Below are 21,663 nucleotides of genomic sequence, written 5' to 3'. Positions count from 1 at the left end.
CCGTTGCAGACGCTCACTCGCTGCCGATGCTCACTCGCTGCCGATGTCTGCATACTGCCGACGTCCACTCGCTGCCGACGCGATGTCAGCGTGCTGCCGATGTCCGCTCACCGTTGATACCCGTATACTGCGGACGCACACTCGCCACCGGCACCTGCCGCGTGCCACCGACGTCTCCGCACATCAGCGACAGCTACTTGTGGTACGGCTCGTGCGCGTTGATCTTGTACGCGCGGTAGATCTGCTCGAGCAGGATGACCCGCATGAGCTGGTGTGGGAACGTCATTTTCGAGAAGCTCAGCTTGTAGTCCGCGCGACGCAGGATCGCGTCATCCAGTCCGATCGAACCGCCGATGACGAGCTGGATATGGCTCACGCCGCGCAGTCCCAGCTGGTTGATCTCGTTCGCGAGCCCTTCCGATGAGAGCATCTTGCCATCGATCGCAAGGGCGATAACATATGCATTGTCACGCAGATGACGCGTGATCCGTTCGCCTTCCTTGGCTTTGATCTGCCGTTCGACGCCCTCGCTCGCATGCTCGGGCGTCTTCTCGTCGGCGACCTCGATGATGTCGAGCTTGCAGTAACGGCTCAACCGTTTGCTGTACTCGGCGATGGCGTCGCGCAGATATGCTTCCTTGACCTTGCCGACGGCGATGATGTCGATCTGCATACGTTCTCCTTATGACTCGTTGACCGCAGAAGCCCCACACAAAAAGGGTAGTCGGAGTGCCGGCAACGACCGGCCTTCCGACTACCCTCAGTCATCCCCGCCCGGCATCCGGGCGTGTGTTACTTCGCGATGAGCGGGAGCACCTGCTCGTCGAACGCGGTGAGCGCGGTGTCGATCACGTTGTGCATGTCGTAGTACTTGTACGTGCCCAGACGGCCGCCGAACACGACCTTCGGCTCGGCCGCGGCCTTCTCGGCGTAGCGGGCGTACAGCGCCTTGTCCTCGTCGGTGTTGATCGGGTAGTACGGCTCGTCGCCGCGCTCGGCGAAGCGCGAGTACTCCTCCCACACCACAGTCTTCTCGTGGTTCTGCGAGTCGTAACGTTCCGGGTTGAAGTTCTTGAACTCGATCGCGCGGGTGTACGGCACGTCCGCGTCGGAGTAGTTCATCACCGGGCAGCCGAAGTGGTCGTCCTCGTCGTAGCGCACCTCCTTGAAGTCGACCGTACGCCACTTGAGATCGCCCAGCTCGTAGTCGAAGTAGCGGTCGACCGGACCGGTGTACACGACCGGCACGCCGGCCGCGAGCAGCGCCTTCTTGTTGTACGGCTGCGACTCGTCGAAGAAGTCGGTCTTCAGCGACACCGTGATGCGCGGGTCGTCGATCATCCGCTCCATCCACGCGGTGTAGCCGTCCTTCGGCAGGCCCTCCCACGTGTCCTTGAAGTAGCGGTTGTCGTAGTTGAAGCGCACCGGCAGGCGCTTGATGATGTCGGCCGGCAGGTCGGCCGGGTCGGTCTGCCACTGCTTGCCGGTGTAGTTCTTGATGAACGCCTCGTACAGCGGGCGGCCGATCAGCTGGATGCCCTTGTCGTTGAGGTTCTGCGGGTCGGTGCCGGCCAGCTCGCCCGCCTGCTCCTCGATGAGCTTGCGTGCCTCGTCGGGCGTGTAGGACGCGCCAAAGAACTGGTTGATCGTGCCGAGGTTGATCGGCAGCGGGTAGACCACGCCGTCGTGCGTCGCGTAGACGCGGTGCACGTAGTTCGTGAACTCGGTGAAGCGGTTCACATACTCCCACACGCGCTTGTTGGACGTGTGGAACAGGTGAGCGCCGTACTTATGGATCTCAGCGCCCGTCTCCTTGTCGAAGTACGAGTACGCGTTACCGCCGATGTGGTCGCGCACGTCGATGATGTGCACGCGCGCGCCCGCACGCTCGACCGCCTGCTGCGCCACCGTCAGACCGAACAGGCCAGCGCCGACGATCACCAAATCCGGATACTGCACGTTTTCCGCCATACCTCACAACCTTCCGTTGTCATTAAAGTGCCCGTGTGCCGCACCGGAACCACACCGGTTACCGGCGATCGCACATGGGCAATGTTTCCTTTCATTGTCGCGTCTGGTCTCGACCCGGCACCATGCCGAACCGTCAGACGCAGGACGAATCGTCAGTCAACGGGTCCGGCGAAATACCGCTGCCACCATTCGGGCGACACCATCGTGGCGAACGCCTTGCGGTAGGCGGATTGGTATTTGCGCCACCTGAACGCCAGCCGGCCGTACAGGAACGCGACTTTGGCGAGTCGCAGCGCGGCGATGAACGGACGGCGACGCAGCAGCACACCGGTGCCCTTGTCCTTGTTCACGAAGATCGCGGAATCCATGTGCCCCATCACGCGCCAATGCTCGGTGGAATCGTGCGCGACCATGTCGAGCGAATCCAACGTCGACTGAATACCCTCGGCAGAACCGTCCAATGGTACGCTCGCAGCCAGTCCGGCACGCGTATCGTCCACCTTCCAGTAGGCTTTCTGCGGCTCCACGTAACCGTCAACCACGTTGCGAACATCGCGACGCGGCGGAACGAGCTGATGCAGCATGGCTCCCATCCCGCTCAAGGCCTCGCCGGCGGTCTTCGTATCCTTGACCAGCAGCGTATCCGGCAACTCGTTCAACGGTTCCATCCGCGTATCCGGCTCGGCCTCTCGCGCCGCGCGAATCTGCGGCAGTCGCGATTCGAGAATGTCACCGATATGTTCGGCGCCCTGCAGCACGTCGTTCACGGCCATCTGGTGCAGAGTCACCGCCGAATACCGCATCTTGATCGCCGCGGACATGGATGCGCGCAGCATTTCGCGGAACAGATCGCCGCCCCACGGCAACCGTGAATACAGCAGTCCCATGATGATCTTGTTGCGCACGTGGAAGTACGCCTGCCAGTCGAGGATGTCGTCCTTGTCGACGAACGACTGGTGCCACAGGCATACGCCGGGCACAGTGACGGTACGGAAGCCGGCCTGCTGCGCGCGCACGCCGTATTCGACGTCGTCGTTTTTGATGAAGAACGGGTACGACAGACCGATCTTGCGGATCGCCTCGACTGGGATCAGACACATCCACCACGCGTTGTAGTCGGCGTCCACGCGCTTGTGCAGGTACGTTGAGTCGAGGAACGGCCGTGCGGCAAGATCGTCGAACTTCGGCGTGCCTTCGGCCGGCGTCCAGAACACGCGCGTGCGGTTGAAGACTTCGGCGAGCGCGCACAGCCTGGTCGGTTCGCTCAGGAACAGCATGTTGCCGCCGACCAACGTGGGCTTGATGCAATGATTCGCAAAGGCGATGGCGCGGGAGATCGATTCCGGCTCGAGCACGGTGTCGTCGTCCAACAGCAGCGCGTAGCCGCTTTCGTTGTGCCGTTCGACCTCGTACATACCGCGTGCGAAGCCGCCGGAGCCGCCGACGTTACCCTGGCGGATGATGCGAAGCTTGTCGCCGAGCCGGTTTTTCGCCTCGGCGTATCCGTCATGTTCGGTGACGAGATCACTGCCTTGATCCACGACGTAGATCGCGTCGATTAGGCTCATGTCGGCCATGTTGGCGAGCAGGTTGAACTGCCGGATGCACCATTCGGGCTTGTTCATGGTGGTGATCGCGAGCGATGCGGTCAGCGTGCGGTTTTCGGGAGCCGCAGACAGCCATACCGCGTCGGCCAATGTGACCGAATCCGTATCGTTCGCGGCGACGTCGAACCACAGCCAGCCGCCGGCGCGCATACCGGCTATGGAGATGGTGGCTTCCACCGTCTGCGGGGTCGCGGATGACGATACCGGCACAGTCGAGACGATACGGTCACGCGCATGGGAGTCGGATTGGTGCACGGTGACGGTCGCGTTGCCGCGTACTTGCATGCGCAGTGCCACGTTCTGCACGTTGGTCCACTGCGCCCAGTAGGCGGCCGGGAACGCGTTGTAGTAGCTGCCGGTCGAATAGACGTGGCCGGCCGGTATCTCCAGCATGGTGCGGGAGACGATCCAATCATGGAGCGTCGTGTTGTCGGCTGCGGATGATGTTGTGTCGGCTGCGGCAACGTTCGCATCATCGACTGCAGTATCGGTGCCGGCAGCCGTCGTGACCGCATGACCACTGCCGTAGATCGGCGCGGCGGCGATGCGGAACGATTCGTCCAGTCCGACGTTCGACGACGGGAAGACCACGCGCCAGATGGTGTGCTGTTCTGCTTGAGACATACGTACCATCCTAGTTCATGACGCGAGTGCAGCCGCATGATGATGGGTGTCAGGTTTCGCAATGATGCGACACCACCGCACAAGCCGCACACAGACAAAATAACGTGTCCAAACACAAAACGTTGGTGGCTGGTTCCCGGAATCACCCGGGAAATCAGCCACCAACGTCACATCAGAACGAACAGCATACTACTTGAGCACGTTCAGCTTCATCCTGTGCAGGAACGCAGCCATATCCTGACGCTTGACAGTACTCATACCACGGAACGTGGTAGAACCATCAGACTCCTTCCAACCGGTGGTCACGCCCGTCTTCGCCAGCCATGCGATATCCGAGGAATGAGGAGTAGACGACGTCACGTCCTTGAACGCAACGCCGGAACCCAGCTTCGGCTTCGCCTTCCCATAATCCGCAAGCCTGTGCAGGAACGCCGCCATGTCCTGACGCACCACACTATTCATCCCACGGAACTCGTACGAACCATCAGACAGCCTCCAACCGGTCGAGATACCGGTCGAATACAGCCACATGATCTCCTTATAATGCGGCGTCTTTGACGTAACATCCTTGAACGGATTCTTGACCTTGCTCTCGTCAAACGACGGAGAACCGGCCAGACGATACAGGAACGCAGCCATATCCTGACGCTTCACACTACTCATCCCACGGAACGTGGCAGAACCATCGGCCTCCTTCCAACCAGTCGAAATACCAGACGAAGCAAGCCACTTGATATCATCGGCATGCGGCGTCTTAGCATCCACATCCTTAAACGAGAGCGCGGCCGCGACCTTCACCTCATCCCACGCGACCTTGCTCGGATCGGACCAGAACTTGACCGCCACACGATGAGCGCCGGCCGACGCATCCGCCGGAACCGTCACCTTCACCGTGCCATCGGCCGCGACCTTCAGACCATAACCAAGCGACAGACGCGTCGAGAACAAATACGCATCCACCCGCTGGCCCGCATACTGCTTGCCCACCTGCAACGTCAGCTCGCCGCCGGCGGCCACGGCATCAGCCGGTGCCAAGCCGGCAGACCGCGAGCCGGCGGACAAATCAGCATCCCCCGGAGCCACCGGCACCACCAGCACACGACGCTTCAACGTCGCCACGTTGTACTGGGAATCCGCCGCATACAACGTATCCTCGAACTCACCGATCTTATCTCCGTAGCTGTACCCCTCACGGACAACCTTAACGGCACCATCCACGTCATCGGTCGCGGTCACACCATTCTTAATCAGCGTGTCCAGATCGTCATACGAGGTGCCAAGCGGAATGATCACATCGTTCGAACCGGTAACGGAAAACACCGGGGCCTTCATGTCCGTCCGCTTCTTGAACGTGTACGACGCGTCATGCCACCTACCGTCGTCACGCGTGTACGTCCACACCACAGACCGTTTGTCGGCAGACGCGTCAGCGGACTTCAAACGCCATCCGGTGCCAGTCAGATCACCCTCAAGCTTCACCGTGGACGGATCATCAACCCAATAAGAGAGGGGTTTGCCGTCCGGGCCCACACCATCAGGATTAGTGTAGAAATGCTGTCCCGGAATATAACTATCGAGAGGCTTGTCCAGTATCCGCTTGCCCCCGGCGAACGGCTGAAGTACCGTCAACGGCTGATCATAACCGGCGATAAGGTACGTGATGACATGACTGTCCTTCGCATCGAAAACAACGATCTCAGAAGTATTCGTGTAGTCGCAACCTCCCGCGCACGTGGTACCGTACTGGTCCACCTTGTAGCTGTATCCATCCGGCAACCCTTCAAGCTTGATATCGTCGCTCTGGGGTTTTACCGAATAGAAGTACCGACCGTCACGATTGCCACGGTAATCGAAATTAGCGATCGGCTTGCCATCGACATCGATGGCCTTGACGTTCTTGAGCGCCTCGACCTCGGACGACGCGGCGACCGCAGTACCTGTCATGGGCGCGAACGCGACCAGCATCGCCAACACGGACAATACGGCAATCGCGATCTTCCATAATCTGTTCACCATTGAATCGTGTTGCATGATTTTCTCCCGTCTCTCAACAAAAACACAATGCAACAGCCAATCCCATAATCCCCCCCCCATAGACAAAACATGCGAAATCAAACAACGAATTTCATCATTCATTAGACAGCAAATGTCCGTACCAGCCTGCGCATCGAGAAGTATCATTTGGTGCATAATGGTGTAATTTCGTGTACATTGGTGTACATTCATACATATCGCGCGATACCGATACATGAGCCGCCAGTAAGCTCGCCCGGCATCAATCGAACATCAAGGGGCGCATCATGACTGCAAATCCATTCAAGCCTACGGCGGGCAAAATGCCGCCCATTCTCATCGGCCGGCAGTCGGTGATCAACGATTTCTCCGAAGCGTTGGACAATGGCGTGGGGGCACCCGGCCGTATCATGTTAATCACCGGGCAGCGCGGGTTCGGCAAGACCGTCATGCTCACCGAGTTCCGGCGCATAGCCAAGGCCCGGCAATGGGAAACGATCGGAGAAACCGCGTCTGAAGGGTTGGTGGCCCGTCTGGTCCAGACGCTGACGCCGACCGGAATTCACATGGACCAGGTCAATCTCAGCCCGTCCATCGGCATCACCGGACTGGCGTCCGCTAGCATCGGCCAGGCGCATTTCACCGCGGAATCCAACCCGCTGACCCTGCGCAACGCATTGAACAAACGCCTGGCGAACAGGAAGATCGGCAAAGGCAAGGGCATTCTCATCACCATCGACGAGACACAGGCCGCCTCACGCGAGGATCTGGTGGCGATCGCCACCGCCGTCCAGCATGTCATCGCGGACGGGGATGAAAGCGATACGCCGGAAGCCGAGCGCAAGGGCGTGGCGATCGTGTTCGCGGGATTGCCGTATATGATCAACGACCTGCTCGATAACAAGGTGACCACGTTCCTGCGGCGCGCACTGCGACGGGAACTCGACAACGTGCCGCTGCCGGACGTCAAGAACGCGTTCATCGAAACAGTCAGGGAGTCCGGCAAGCAGATCAGCGAGGACGACGCGCTGGATGCCGCCCGAACATCCAAGGGATACCCGTACATGGTGCAGCTCATCGGCTATTACATGTGGCAGTCCGCTCAACGACGTGACTCGAATGTGATCACGACGGAAGACGTCGAAACCGGCACGTCGGATGCGTTGCTCGCCTTCGACGACGCCGTATGCGTGCCCGCAATGGACGGCGCCACCGGAGCGGAACGCCTGTTTCTGAAAGCGATGGCACAGGACGTTCCAAACCCCACTCGGGTGAGCGATATCGTCGGACGCACGCGACGCAGCCGCAGCTGGGTCAGCAAATACCGCGCGATCCTCATCAAAAACCGGATGATCCGCCAATCCGGGCACGGCGAAGTCGAATTCGCTGTGCCCCATCTGGGCGAATACCTGCGCACACTATAGGGGAATGACCGGCACGGTTGCGCAGTTGGCTTGCCTCTATCTACGCGATTGGGACTGGATCAGCCGACGTTCGAGCAAGACAGTGGCAGAACATGATGAAGGGTGGTTTCCGGGAGATATGATTCCAAAAACCACCCCTCATCACCGTAAGGACAAACACTGTTACTTGAGCACATTCAGCTTCATCCTGTGCAGGAACGCAGCCATATCCTGACGCTTCACCGTGCTCATGCCACGATACGTCTTGGAACCGTCCTGCTCCTTCCAACCGGTCGTCACGCCCGTCTTCGCCAGCCACGCGATATCCGCAGAATGAGGAGTAGACGACGTCACATCACGGAACGTAACATCCTTGCCCAACGTCGGCTTCGCCTTCTCATAATCCGCCAGACGATGCAGGAACGCGGCCATATCCTGGCGCACCACACTATTCATGCCACGGAACTCGTACGAGCCGCCGGTCATCTTCCAACCGGTCGAGACGCCCGTCGAATACAGCCACATGATCTCCTTATAGTGAGGCGTCTTCGACGTCACGTCACGGAACGGATTCCTCACCTTGGTCTCATCGAACTTCGGACTAGCGGCCAGACGGTACAGGAACGCGGCCATATCCTGACGCTTCACACTACTCATTCCACGGAACGTGGACGAACCATCGGCTTCCTTCCAACCAGTCGAAATACCAGACGACGCAAGCCACTCGATATCATCCGCATGCGGCGTCTTAGCATCCACATCCTTAAACGACACGGCAGACGAATCACTACGATCCATATCGATCGCAGCAACCGCCTCGGCCTCAGGCATACAATTCCCTCCCCACATAGGGCACAGCGGATAGTATCCGATGACGATGTAACGGTACGTGCGATCATTGAACGCCTGATCAGCCCACGCATCAAAATCAACACCCGACTTCTCCGCAATGGAAACACGATCAGCAAACGAAACCGCGGCCTTCCCGGACTTGCCCACACGCAAAGCACCGAACGGAATCCCCTCCGACATGCACGAACCGAGCATTCCGTAATTCGGCAGATTATTCTTGGCGGAGCATGCGTTCAAATACAGGACACTCCCGGCAGCGGTAAAATATGAGCCGTCCCACACCGTGTTCGCGACAAAGGTCTTGAGCTGACTACGCGTCACCTTCTGCTCGGGAGACTTGTCCGGCAACGCCTTCGACCAACGAGAGACCTTCCACTGCGCATACAGGACACCACCGGCAGGATACTTCACGCCACCATCCGACGCATCACGCAAACCATTACGCACCACATCAAAAACGTAACAACCCGTGGCATCCTTCCCGCAATCCGCGCCATCCTTGGAATACGCGTAATCGGAACTGAAGTCATACCAGTCACCGGTACCATCAGCCTTGGTATTCCAACCATCCAGCCCAATCCTAACCGTACCGTCACCATTGTCGGAAATGGCGCCGAAACGCGATCCTGACACAATCCTCGCAATTGGATCATCCCACGCCGACACAGGCGACGGCATCCATACGCCACCGGCATTGAGACTCCCCGATACCGAAGAAGACTCACCGCTCGTAAAATCCTCCTTCGAGACGGACTGCGTGTTCCAATCCAGTTTGATCGATGCCGGCTTCGCATCCGCGGCCAACGCCACCGGCGTCATGACGGACAACACCATCGCCACCGCCAACACCACACCGGCCCACACCACACCGAGTCTGCCAATGATTCTCATCACGAACCACCATTCCTTCCAACCCGCCATGCGAAACCAGCCGTCAACACCGACGCCCCAAACAACACAAACCGAGAACACACAATCCCGACAGCCGCACGACCCGCACGACAAGCACTCTTCAACAGGACACCACGACCGGCATCCCACAACCCAGAATACCCCCACCGAAACCACATGTCAAAAACAAAACGGGTTCCGACGGCAACCGCAATCGCATTGCAGCCACCGCCAGAACCCGTTACAACGCCTTACGCACGACTGCGCAAGGCGTACAAACCCGAACCGTCAAGCGTTCTGACTCGGCACCGTGCCAGTAACGATCTCCGTACCGTTCATTTCGGTGCCGTCAACATCGTCGCCGGCAACCGGCGTGAACATCACCGCGCGGTCGCTGAGCAGCGCATACGTGCGGTTCCGCTTGTCACGGATCACGAACGTGCAGGAATTGTCGTCCAACGCGACCGCCACGGCGTCCGTCATGTTCGCAACCGTCGGGCTGGGCGTACGCAGCGACGTGAGCAACCGGAATTCGCCGTCGTTGAACAGGTTCAGCGGCAGGTCGAAATACACTTTGTGATGCCCGTGTTCCTTCATCTTGAACACCTTCGCACCGGTATCGTACGTGATGCCGCCGCGACGGATATCGTGCAGCGCGATCGCCAGGTAGAAGTCACCCGGCTCATCGTACTGGTATTCGACACCAAACCGGAACGTATCGGAACTCTTCAACATCAGCGGGGAAACGCCGAACGTGCGCAGTATCGGGCACCGCTCGTTCAGACCGTTCGGATACTCGTTCTCGCTACGCTTGCGCTCCTCGATCTTCTTGAGCTGCTCTTCCTTCTTCTCCGCCTCGAGATTGGCAAGCGTGTACCGTTCGGCCACGGTCTCCTTGTCGCCGATCACCGCAATCTCGCCGTCCTGAATGAACATGGCGCGGTTGCAGTACTTCTTGACCGACCCCATGTCGTGCGTGACGAGAATGACGGTCTTGGACGGATCCTTGCGGATTTCGGTGAAGAAGTTGTCACACTTGCGCTGGAACGCCTCGTCGCCGACGGCCAGCACCTCGTCGAGCACCAGAATGTCGCCCTGCGCCTTGATCGCGACGGAGAACGCAAGACGCACCTGCATGCCGGACGAGTAGTTCTTGAGCTTCTGGTCCATGAACTCCTCAAGCTCGGCGAACTCGACGATGTCGTCGTACATCGCGTCGACTTCCTCACGGGTGAAACCGAGCAGCGCACCGTTGAGATACACGTTCTCACGGCCGGTCAGCTCCGGGTTGAACCCGACACCGAGCTCGATGAACGGCACGAGCTTGCCGTTGATCTTGACCTCGCCCTCCTCCGGCACGTAGATGCCGGAGATGATCTTGAGCAGCGTGGACTTGCCGCCGCCGTTACGGCCGACGATGCCGAAGAAGTCGCCCTGATGCACCTCGAAGGACACGTCCCTGAGGACCCGCTGCTCCTTGTAGCCCTTGATGCCGCGCGTCCAGTTGATGAACGCCTGCTTGAGGCCCGTGGCCTGTTCGGTGGGAAGCTTGAACGTTTTGCTGACGTGGCTTACGGACAGCGCGACCGGAGCCTTGGTCGTATCGCGCACCGTATCGTCGACCGTAACGACGGTCTGCTCGTTCGTCTGCGTCTTCTCGCTCATCACATCACCTCCGCGAACTTACGGCTGTGCTTACGGAACACGAACACGCCGAGAGCCAGGATGCCGAAGCTCAGTGCGACCGGAATCAGGCCATACTGCCAGTGGTTGAGCGTGTTCCATACGGTCGGCTGCGTTTCCGGCGCGATGAAGTTATGCCGGATGTCCTGAATCGTCTGCGCGATCGGGTTGAGCAGGATGACCTTCGCGATCGTCGTGCCCCACGGCTCGCCCACCGTGTTGATCAGATACGACAGCGGGTAGATGATCGGCACCGCGTAGAACAGGAGCTGCTGGAACACGTCCCAGATGTGGGAAATGTCGCGGAAGTACGTGTACATCGTCGCCATGAGCAGCGTCAGGCCGAGCGCGATGGCGTACAGTTCGATCACGTTGAGCGGCAGCAGGATGACGCGCCACGTGAAGTGCACGCGATTGAACAGCGCGAAAATGAACACGACGATGAAGTTGATGCCGAGACTGATGAGCGAGCCGACCGTCGCCGAAACCACCACGATGTAGTTCGGGAAGTGGATCTTGCGCAGCAGGTCGCCACGGTCGACGATCGAGCGCAGACCGACGTTCGTCGCGTCCGCGAAGAACTGCCATGCGCTGGTACCCATGAGCAGCACCACCGGATACGTGGGCGTGCCGTCGGACATGCGCAGGAACTTGGCGAACACCAGGTACATGACGCAGAACGTCATCAGCGGCTGGAGCACGGACCAGATCACGCCGAGGAAGGACCCTTGGTAACGCAACTTGAAATCGGTTTTGACCAGGCCGCACAGCACCACCCAGGCATACCGATACCTATTCGCGATTTTCTTGGTTACTGCTTTCACGAGTCGCTATCCTACCAGTTCGCCGGCACAAGGATTTCGGGGAATCATCCCATTCGTCCCGAATTTCTTGCGCTGGGCCGTACTCAGTGCAAAGATTTCGGGACGATGCGCCTGTTTTCCCGAATTTCTTGCGCTCAGTGCGACTCAGCGCAAGAAATTCGGGAGCAAGCGCCGCAATTCCCGAAATCCTTGCGCCGCTACAGCGTTACAGTCCTCTTTGACGGACATGCAGCCGATTCCGGTAGGGTAATCGGCTGCATGTCCGTCAAAGAGGAAGGGAAACCGCGGTCAATTAAATTGCACCTTGTATGGGGTAAGACGATCCGCAGTAGTGCCATCTCCGACGTAACCAGCACCATTCCAACCCCATGTCCACAGACTGCCATCACCCGTCACTACATACGAATCTGCATACCCATTGTGGCCAATAGACTTCACGTCAGATAAGCCCGGCACACGATATGGCGTCGTCCGATCCACAGTGGTGCCGTCGCCAACACGTCCGGAATAGTTGCTGCCCCATGTCCACAAATCGCCGTCATCGGTCACCGCGAACGCGGTACCGGTGCTGTTGATGCCGCCAGTCGTTACATGAGTCAAGCCTGGTACACGATATGGCGTCAGACGAGTATTCGTCGTGCCGTCGCCAACCGTTCCATAACCGTTATTGCCCCACGTCCAAATATTGCCATCATGCGTAATCACATATGAATAACCGTTGGCGCTGCCCGCGGATTTCACATGGGACAGTTCCGGAACGCGGTACGGAGTCAGACGGTTCGCCAGCGTACCGTCACCGATCCGTCCTCCACTGTTATTGCCCCACGTCCATAGACTGCCGTCACCCGTAATCGCATATGAGTCGCCGTGTGAAACACTGCCGACCTGCACGTCGGTCAATCCAGGAACCTTATACGGGGTAAGGCGATCCTCGGTCGTACCATCACCAACCTGACCATAGCTATTAGGTCCCCATGTCCATAGACTGCCGTCACCGGTAATCGCATAGGAAAGACCACCGATTTTCACGTCGGTCAATCCAGGAACCTTATACGGGGTAAGGCGGCCCTCGGTCGTGCCATCGCCAAGCTGGCCGGAACCGTTGGATCCCCACATCCACAGACTGCCATCGCCGGTCACCGCAAACATGGTGTATCCGTCGCCGCCAACGGACTTCACATCGGATAATTCAGGGATACGGTATGGGACCAACTGGGCATCCTTGGTACCGTTACCGACTTCGCCCCAGAAGTTGCTGCCCCATGTCCATAAACTACCGTCACCGGTCACTGCATATGAGACGGCGCTTCCTCCCGGTGCGGAACGGTATCCGGCGAATTTCACACCAGACAGACCGGGAACACGATACGGGGTCAGATGCCGGTTGGTGGTACCGTCGCCCACCGTACCAAACTCGTTGCTCCCCCACGTCCACAAACTGCCGTCATCCGTCACTGCGAAAAGGCCGCCGACGGATTTTACACCGGACAGTGCAGGAACACGATACGGGGTCAAACGAGGGGACGTGGTACCGTCCGCAACTTGGCCCAAAGTATTGTCACCCCAAGTCCACAGACTGCCATCCTTGGTAATGGCCCAGCCCGTTCCAGCCTCACGTACTGTCGTTGTGAATGCTGCAGGCATGGCCTTGACAGTGATTCTGCGGGTTTGGGCGGCTTTGTTGCCGGCCTTGTCGGTGACGGTGTATGTCAGCGTGTAGGTTCCGGACTTGCTGGTGTTCACCGTGCCGGTGACGATGATGTTGGCGGTCACGTCGCCATCGGTGTCGTCTGTGGCGGTGACGCCTGACTTGGGGTCGAACTTCGCACCGTATTCAACGGTACCATCCTTCACGCCGGAGAATATGGGAGCCGTCTTGTCGGCAGGAGTGGTCGGCTTATCCGGCTCGGAAGGTTTGTCCGGCTGCGTGGGCTTATCCGGATTGGTCGGCTTGCTTGGCTCAGTTGGTTTGTCCGGCTGTGTCGGCTTATTCGGTTCAGTCGGCTTGTTGGGATTCGGCTGCGGTTTCGACGTATTGATGACATTGTCGTTGGTACGCTGCAGGAACGCGGCCATATCCTGACGGATCACCGAGTTCATGCCGCGGAAGGTGGAAGATCCGCCCGTTTCCTTCCAGCCGGTCGTTACACCGGTCTTGGCCAGCCATGCGATATCCGCTGCATGCGGCGTCGTCGATGTCACGTCGCGGAACGAGATCGCCTTGCCGAGTCTGGGATCGGCCTTGGCATAAGTGGCCAGACGGCGAAGGAATGCGGCCATATCCTGACGTTTCACCGTACTCATGCCACGGAACGTCTTGGAGCCGTCACGTTCGGTCCAACCTGTGGAGATGCCCGTAGAAGCCAGCCACAACACCTCCGTATAGTGCGGTGTCTGAACGGTCACGTCTCTGAACGGGTTCTTTGCCTTCGACACGTCGAACGTTGGACTACCGGCCACACGGTACAGGAACGCGGCCATATCCTGACGCGTCACCGACAGTCGCGGGCGAAACTCACGGCCGCGCGGCGTGCTCCAACCGGTCGATACGCCGGACGATGCCAGCCACGCGATGCTCGCCACGTGCGGCGTGGCTTTGGTCACGTCCACGAATGAGACCGATGTGGATCTAACGGACGGCATATCATCAGCCGACGCGGGCATGATCAGACCCATCGATAATGTCAATACCGCTGCCGCCGTCAGACCAGTTACCTTGCGCTGCCACTTGTCACGATTACGCCACGTCATCTCAACTCCTTTATTCTTTGCGGAATGCCACGCGACAATGAGGAACGGCGGCGTTCCGTTTGTCGAACGGCGATCTGGGCTCTGCGATCAAGGATACCAGCAGGACGCCCGATCGTTTTGGGATCTCGCGCGGGGATGCATTGCATGATATTGTAGGGGGCATGTGGCGATGGTGCCGCATACAGAAGGAAATAAGGAGTACTCATGCAAGGAATGAGGAAGGCACTGGGCGCTTTGGCAGCAGTGGCCGCATCGGTTGCGATGCTGGCAGGCGGTGCCCCGGTTGCATTGGCCGCAGATACGGCCGGAGACATCCCGATTGACGCCGCGCACTTCCCGGACGAGGGATTTCGAGAGTGTCTCAGCCGCTCGACAAGCTATGGGAAGGCGGATGCCGATGGGAACGGCATACTCAGTCCCGCAGAGCGTAATGCGGTAACCGGTCTAAAATGCAACAGTCTCTCGCTGAAGAGTCTGGCGAAGGGTTTGGAGTGGTTCCCCAATCTCACGTCTCTCGAGACGTATGTCACCGGTATCACCGCCATCGACGTGTCACACAATCCAAAACTCACCAGATTGAGCATGTACCGCACCGAACAGCTGGCATCCGTTGACGTATCGCACAATCCGGAGCTGAAGATACTGGCCATTCCGGATGCCAAGTTGACGTCGCTGGACGTATCGAAGAACCCCAAGCTCCAGGATTTGGATGTGTCGGCTAATCGAATGACGTCCTTGGACGTGTCGCATAATCCCGAGCTTTCCTCGCTGTACGTCGGCAGCGCCTACACCTATGACAACAGCATCGTTGGTCAGAACCGTATCACGTCGCTGGACGTATCGCATAACCCCAAACTCGGATATCTGGACGTATCGTCCAATCGACTGACGTCGCTGGACGTGTCGAACAATCCGGGGCTCATCCGGCTGGATGTCAGTGGCAATAAACTGTCCCGGCTTGATGTGTCGCGCAATACGAAGCTGACGTACTTCAACGCGGCCAACACCGCGATACCCTCGATGGACCTGTCCAGGCACACGGGCCTGGTGCAGGCGGACGGGGCCCGTTCCGGAGCGTGCGAGGCCGAGGTCGGGGTCATCATGGATGGTTCTCCGTTGGTGGCGCTGCGACTGCCCGCCAAGTACTCGGGCATGGTTTACACCTATGATGGTTGCGCGGATGTTGATGCGCAGAATGCGGTGATCAAGCCGGCCGTGTATGAGGGCGGCTATTATGGTTCGACATTCGATTTATCGTCGGTGGCATCATGGTTCGATGGCACGAAGGTGAGCGACCTGAAGGGGGCGAAGCTCGAAGGCACGAAGCTGACGGGCCTGTCCGGTACGGCCGACGTCACGTACACGTACGACACGAGTGCGGCCAAGGCCCCGCTGAAGGCGCACCTGAAGCTCACCCGTCTCGGCGACGTACAGCTGTCGTTCGCCGACGTGAACGCCAAGACTCCGCACGCGGATGATATCACATGGTTGGCTTCGTCTGGTATTTCGACTGGTTGGAAGGAAGCTGATGGTTCGGCCACGTTCCGTGGGATGAGCAGTGTGAAGCGTCAGGACATGGCCGCATTCCTCTACCGGCTCGCCGGGTCCCCCGCGTTCGACGAGACCAAGGTGAAGAACCCGTTCAGGGACGTCACGTCGAAGACGCCTCACTATAAGGAGATCATGTGGTTGTATTCGACAGGCATCTCGACCGGTTGGAGGATGGCCGGCGGCTCGTACGAATTCCGTGGGATGAACAGCGTGGTGCGTCAGGATATGGCCGCGTTCCTGCATCGTCTGGCGGATTATGAGAAGGCGAAGCCGAGCTTGGGCCAAGGCGTCTCGTTCAGGGACGTGACGTCGTCCACGCCGCATTCCGCGGATATCACGTGGCTCGCGAAGACGGGCGTGACGACCGGCTGGGCCGAGAAGGACGGTTCGACGACCTTCCGCGGCATGAGCACGGTCAAGCGCCAGGACATGGCCGCCTTCCTCCACAGGATGAAGCTGAACGTGCTCAAGTAAGGCATCCGGCCCCTCATCCGACCGACAGGGTTGGTTCCCGGGTGTCGTCATCCGGGAGCCAACCCTTCCTTTTGTTTGAGTCTTCGCCAGTATGTGTGGTGAGAGATTGGGTTCCGGCGTTGTTGCCGGGTCCTTCCGTATACGGGTATGAGAGGGGCGTTCACCTATTAGGTTTGTTTCTGCCAAGAAATAGAACCGAGGGACAGGGGAACGCCTGTGCCCACCATATCAGCCGGCACGGGGTCTCGATGGTGCCGTACCCACGAGACCCCGCGGAGGGGCGTACAGGCTCAAGGAGGAGCTGCGCATGATCCTCCAGACAGGATCCCGACGAGGCGCGAACGCTTCGGTCTCTCCAACGCCCGATTGGAGGCCGTGAGCAACAACATCAAGACCACCATCAAAATGGGCTACGGATACAGGAGCCTCGACAACCTCATCGGTCTCGTCATGCTCAAATGCGGCGGACTGAACCTCAAACTCCCCGGATGCCAATAACCAGTAAGCCCGGCCAATGACTCGTACCCACACAAACACCCGAAGAGCCGGAATTATTCACTGCTTGAACTCCACCTTGCCCGGGGTGGTTCTATCCGATGTCGTACCATCGCCCAACAGGCCGTAAGCATTCCCACCCCATGACCACAGACTACCATCAGTCGTTATCGCGAATGCCGCGTCACCCGTATCCGTAGAAAGCGTATCAACGACCACTAAAGATGTATCATGCAAAATTTCCACTCGAACAGGGGCAGTTTGAGGCCGACCATCGTCCGAACCGACGTTGTAGCCCCATGACCACAGACTACCATCGACAGTCACTGCGTACACAGAAGTAAGCGCTTCACTCGGACCACCGTCGATAACAAGGGAATTCACATCCGACAAGCCTTTCACTCGAGTAGGAACCAGTCGATCTTGAGTCGTACCACCGCTCAGTATGTCATCCTCGCCATGCCCCCATGACCACAGACTACCATCAGCCGTTATCGCGAATGCATAGCCGTATGACCAATTATCATCAACGGCCGCAACAGAACGTACATTGGACAGGGACTTTACCCGTACAGGAGTGAAATGGTCAGCAGTTGTGCCGTCGCCCAATTCGCCAAAACGATTGAGCCCCCATGACCACAGACTACCATCACCAGTCACTACATATACCGAGAAAAAAGTATCATAATCGTCACTGATAGCGATAGAACGCACGTCCGACAGCCCCCTTACTCGTACAGGAACAGTTTGCTCTTGAGCCGAACCATTACCCAGCATGCCATACTCACTCAGTCCCCATGACCACAAACTTCCGTCGGCAGTTATTGCAAATACGGTTCCCTCACCGTTATTAGTACTAGCAGCAATAGAACGCACATCCGTCAGTACCTTCACACGGACAGGAACAGTACGATCTCGAGTCGTACCATCCCCCAACTGACCGCTATCGTTACGTCCCCACGCCCACAAGTCACCATCCTCAGATACTGCAAACACATCAGAGTCGCGAACAGTAACAGAACGGACATGAGGCAATCCTTTTACCTGGGCAGGGATGGTACGATCCTGCGTCGTGCCATCACCCAATAAGCCATTCTCGTTTTTGCCCCACGCCCACAGACTGCCATCAGCCGTTATCACGAATCCCGTGCCGCCATCGATAGTCATGCGGATAGCAACCGAACGTGCACCTGATATACCCTTTACGCGGACAGGAGCTGAACGATCCTGCGTTGTACCGTCGCCCAATTGACCGTTCCTATTGTTACCCCACGCCCACAGACTGCCATCACCAGTCACTGCAAACGCAGAATGGCCGCTGGTCGCCACGGACTGCACCCGTGTGAACGCGGGCTGGCTGGAGAACTGAAGGTAGAGGGTCGCGTTCTTCTCGCCGAAAGTGTACTTGCCGTTGAGGTTCACAACCGTTCCGGTACCGTTCTTGTTGGTGCTGGCCGCATACAGACCGCTCATGCTGCCCGAGGTCGCGCCGAACAGCCGCTCCATCTCTTTCTGATTGATCGTAAGCGTGCTGCCGACATCATGGGTCACCTTCTTCTGCGTGTTGGTGCGCGTATCGACCAAGGTGACTGTGGACCAATCCGGATCCACGCCCCAGCCTTCCGCTTCCGCAATGGTGACTTTGCCGCCATCGTCCAACTTGAACTTCAACGTGGTGTTCACCGTCTTGTTCTTGCCGAACGGCATATCCCATTCCGGTTTCGCCTTGGCCGTCCATTCGCCGGTCTTACCGTCAAGCTTGGCGGACTGCACGTTCGCCTTGACGAGCTTGGGCAGCTTGCCGGTACCAGGATCGGCCTTGCCGGTGTCACGCACCGACGAGCACAATGCGGGGTCCTTCGCCGACTTGGAGAGCAGATTAAGCGCCCCCGTCGTCGGAATGGACGCGAAATGGTACTTGAGCGACTGCTCAAGCGTCTTCTGCTTGCTCCATCCCCACCGGTTGAGCTCGCCGACGGCCGAGACCTTCTTCATCGCACATTCGTCATACGAATAGACGCTCGCCTGATCGGAGAACAACGAGGCGTCCACATCGGCGCCATAGGTCATCTTGATCAGGCTTTCGGCCACGTTCTTGCCGAGTTGCTCCGTGGCACCTTGGTACTCCGCGATGGTGATGTCCAGCAACGGGTTCTTGCCGAACGGCGTATCGTCCTTGTATTTGGCGAGGTTGCTGATCGGTTTCGGCAGGTCCTTGGCCGCGGACAGCACCGGAGCCGCATAATAGGCGTCGAAGTAGAAGAAGAGACGGAACCGCGCGTTCGCCTCAGCCGCCACCAGATTGCCGTTGACGACCTTGATGCGGCCCTTGACCGTCAGCCCCAGACCGGGTTCACCGGTCAGCCGGGCCAAGTCATGATATCCGAAGAAATTCAGCTTCAGCGTGGGCGCAACCCTGATGCCATTGCGTATGGTCGCGCCCGCCGTCAACTCGACGGTGTCCTTTCCCGTGACCTTCTGGCTCGGCGTAATCTTGCCGTCGCCCAAAACCAGTTTGACCTCCGCGCTCGCCGTCGCATCATTCGTACCGCGGAAATGGCCGGTGACATGACCCATCAGCGAAATCGGCACCTGAATCTGGAACATGCCCTTGTTCCACGTGACGGTGCCCAGCGGCACCGGCTTCCATTCGTATTCCTCCGTGGTGGCCGCGTTCGCCGCGGACGGCAGCATGTCCGGACGATACGGCTCCTTATCCGCACCGGTATAGTATTTGCGGTCGGCGTCCTCCGACTTGCCGCAGGGCGTGTCCTTGTATGGCGAATCCGAACTGTAGCTGACGCATACGATCTGGTTGGAATCGAAGTTGCTATTCGACTTCAGCTCCATCTTGGATTTGCCCAGGTTCGTGAATTTGATGTCGACGTTTGCGGAGACCGTCATCTTGATATGCGTATGGCTCAGGAAATAGCCGAGTTTGATGTCGCCTTCGCCGCGCTGAGTATACAGGTGCAGCCGTTTGTCGATATTGAAGGTCTTGTCGACCGGTGTCGTCTCCACGCCGGCGGATATACGCGGCGCCGCCATGTCACGGGTTCCCTGTCCGTCCGAGACGGTAACGCCTTCGGTGGTGGTGATGGTCGCACCCTGCGCGCCGAACGACGCATCGTCCATCTTCAGCGACTGCACCACCTCGCCCAGATCGGGCTGGGAACCGTTCACCACACGTCCGGCCCCGGTCTTGGTGATGGTCGTGATGGTGACGGACGCGCCGTTGAAACCGCCCTTCGGGGCGAACAGCACGTCGTCGCCGACCTTCAGCGCTATGGCGGCGTTGGTCACCGTCAGGGTCTTACCGTTGTTCGATACCGTATAGTCATTTGCTCCGATGTACGTAGCGGTCGGCGCGGTGACGATCGACGTTCCTGCCTGCGTGATAGATCGGCCCAATGTGATCGTGCCGGTGGTGTTGACGATCTTGGCATCCTGCGGTCCACTGATGGTGATGCGCGAGCGCAGTCCGGAAGCCGTTACCTCATACGTCGCGCCTGCGGTCACATGCGTGGCGAAGTATCCTTCCCTGTCGGTCTTCGCGGTGAACTTCGTCGGGCCGGAGAACGTCAGCGTAGTGTTGGGCAACGCCTTGCCTCCGGCGTTCGCGGCGCGGCCATATGCCGGAACCGTTTGCGCGGAAGCACCCACAGACAGCACATTGGTGCTCATGCGGTGGAGGAAGGCAGCCATGTCCTGACGTTTGACCGTGCTCATGCCCCGGTAGGTATAGCTGCCGTCCTGTTCCTTCCAGCCGGTCGTCACGCCGGTCTTCGCCAGCCATGTGATATCGGCCGCGTGCGGCGTCTTCTCGTTCACGTCACGGAACATGACGCCCGCGCCCAGTTTCGGCGTCGCCTTGCGGTAGTCCGCAAGACGGTGCAGAAAGGCGGCCATATCCTGACGAACGACACTGTTCATGCCACGGAACGTCTTGGAACCGTTCTGCTCCGTCCATCCGGTCGTCACACCGGTCGAGGACAGCCACAGGATCTCCTTGTAGTGCGGAGTCTTCGCGGTCACGTCACGGAACGGATTCTTGGCCTTGCTCGTATCAAACGCGGGAGAGCCGGCAAGACGATACAGAAAAGCCGCCATATCCTGACGTTTCACGCTGCTCATGCCACGGAACGTATACGAGCCGTCCCGCTCCTTCCAACCGGTCGAGATGCCGGTGTTCGCCAGCCAGACGATATCGTCACGATGAGGTGTCGTCGCGGTCACGTCACGGAACGTCGGCGCCGCAGATGCGGCCGGCGCCCCGGCCACGACCATGGCCACGCTCACCACCACGGCAGACAACACTGCTGATATACGACGACGTACCTTCATGAGATGCTCCCGATCTCTAGGTCCCGCGTACAGCCTTGGACACTCTCTCCGACGATGCCCAGTTTACACCCGTAATCGCTTCGGACATGATTTCGGCCGAGGCACCCCCTCCATCAATGCATGTGCGGCCGATCCGCAGAACGGAATCGGCCGCACATCAGTCAATGTGACCAACTGGCA

General features: G+C 58.8%; 12 protein-coding genes. 3 read left to right on the top strand and 9 right to left on the bottom strand.

Features of this window, described 5'->3' with window-relative positions; all coding sequences use genetic code 11:
• Positions 1 to 193 precede the first annotated feature (193 nt).
• The 4 genes from rlmH to DSM100688_RS12030 all read right to left on the bottom strand — a co-directional run bounded on the left by rlmH (position 194) and on the right by DSM100688_RS12030 (position 6,338).
• Positions 194 to 673 carry a 23S rRNA (pseudouridine(1915)-N(3))-methyltransferase RlmH gene (gene rlmH / locus DSM100688_RS03275; protein ID WP_152357743.1) on the bottom strand — a complete coding sequence of 160 codons (480 nt, stop codon included), beginning with the start codon at positions 671 to 673 and terminating at the stop codon, positions 194 to 196.
• A 119-nt stretch (positions 674 to 792) separates the two neighbouring features.
• Complete coding sequence (gene glf, locus DSM100688_RS03270; protein ID WP_152357742.1) at positions 793 to 1,971, bottom strand: UDP-galactopyranose mutase; 1,179 nt, start codon at positions 1,969 to 1,971, stop codon at positions 793 to 795.
• 152 nt (positions 1,972 to 2,123) lie between these two features.
• Positions 2,124 to 4,202, bottom strand: a complete 2,079-nt coding sequence (locus DSM100688_RS03265; RefSeq protein ID WP_152357741.1) for a glycosyltransferase — start codon at positions 4,200 to 4,202, stop codon at positions 2,124 to 2,126.
• A 189-nt stretch (positions 4,203 to 4,391) separates the two neighbouring features.
• Complete coding sequence (locus DSM100688_RS12030; protein WP_170286275.1) at positions 4,392 to 6,338, bottom strand: S-layer homology domain-containing protein; 1,947 nt, start codon at positions 6,336 to 6,338, stop codon at positions 4,392 to 4,394.
• A 164-nt stretch (positions 6,339 to 6,502) separates the two neighbouring features.
• Here DSM100688_RS12030 and DSM100688_RS03255 point away from each other — a divergent pair, with 164 nt between their 5' ends.
• The gene (locus DSM100688_RS03255; protein ID WP_152357739.1) at positions 6,503 to 7,639 is read left to right on the top strand and encodes an ATP-binding protein; all 1,137 of its coding nucleotides are present in this window, start codon (positions 6,503 to 6,505) and stop codon (positions 7,637 to 7,639) included.
• A 162-nt stretch (positions 7,640 to 7,801) separates the two neighbouring features.
• Here DSM100688_RS03255 and DSM100688_RS03250 read toward each other — a convergent pair whose 3' ends face one another.
• From DSM100688_RS03250 to DSM100688_RS03235, 4 genes are all read right to left on the bottom strand, one after another.
• Entirely contained in the window at positions 7,802 to 9,529 is a 1,728-nt protein-coding gene (locus DSM100688_RS03250) for an S-layer homology domain-containing protein (protein WP_152357738.1), read from the bottom strand.
• Positions 9,530 to 9,649: 120 nt separating this feature from the next.
• Positions 9,650 to 11,026, bottom strand: a complete 1,377-nt coding sequence (locus DSM100688_RS03245) for an ABC transporter ATP-binding protein (RefSeq protein ID WP_152357737.1) — start codon at positions 11,024 to 11,026, stop codon at positions 9,650 to 9,652.
• Positions 11,026 to 11,868, bottom strand: a complete 843-nt coding sequence (locus tag DSM100688_RS03240; RefSeq protein ID WP_152357736.1) for an ABC transporter permease — start codon at positions 11,866 to 11,868, stop codon at positions 11,026 to 11,028. The genes DSM100688_RS03245 and DSM100688_RS03240 overlap by 1 nt, the downstream gene beginning before the upstream one ends.
• 288 nt (positions 11,869 to 12,156) lie before the next feature.
• Positions 12,157 to 14,511, bottom strand: a complete 2,355-nt coding sequence (locus DSM100688_RS03235) for an immunoglobulin-like domain-containing protein (protein WP_239519338.1) — start codon at positions 14,509 to 14,511, stop codon at positions 12,157 to 12,159.
• Positions 14,512 to 15,201: 690 nt separating this feature from the next.
• On the opposite strand from DSM100688_RS03235, the gene DSM100688_RS12025 reads away from it, so the two are divergent.
• Positions 15,202 to 16,644, top strand: coding sequence for a leucine-rich repeat domain-containing protein (locus DSM100688_RS12025; RefSeq protein ID WP_152357734.1), 1,443 nt, complete (start codon positions 15,202 to 15,204; stop codon positions 16,642 to 16,644).
• 375 nt (positions 16,645 to 17,019) lie between these two features.
• Positions 17,020 to 17,142 carry a transposase gene (locus DSM100688_RS12270; protein ID WP_163146815.1) on the top strand — a complete coding sequence of 41 codons (123 nt, stop codon included), beginning with the start codon at positions 17,020 to 17,022 and terminating at the stop codon, positions 17,140 to 17,142.
• Positions 17,143 to 17,199: 57 nt separating this feature from the next.
• On the opposite strand, the gene DSM100688_RS03220 is transcribed toward DSM100688_RS12270, so the two are convergent.
• Positions 17,200 to 21,273, bottom strand: coding sequence for an RCC1 domain-containing protein (locus DSM100688_RS03220; RefSeq protein ID WP_152357732.1), 4,074 nt, complete (start codon positions 21,271 to 21,273; stop codon positions 17,200 to 17,202).
• Positions 21,274 to 21,663: the final 390 nt, after the last annotated feature.

Origin of the sequence: Bifidobacterium ramosum (genome assembly GCF_009299505.1) — a bacterium.
Taxonomy (GTDB): Bacteria; Actinomycetota; Actinomycetes; order Actinomycetales; family Bifidobacteriaceae; genus Bifidobacterium; species Bifidobacterium ramosum.
This window is presented reverse-complemented; position numbering and strand designations above follow the sequence as displayed.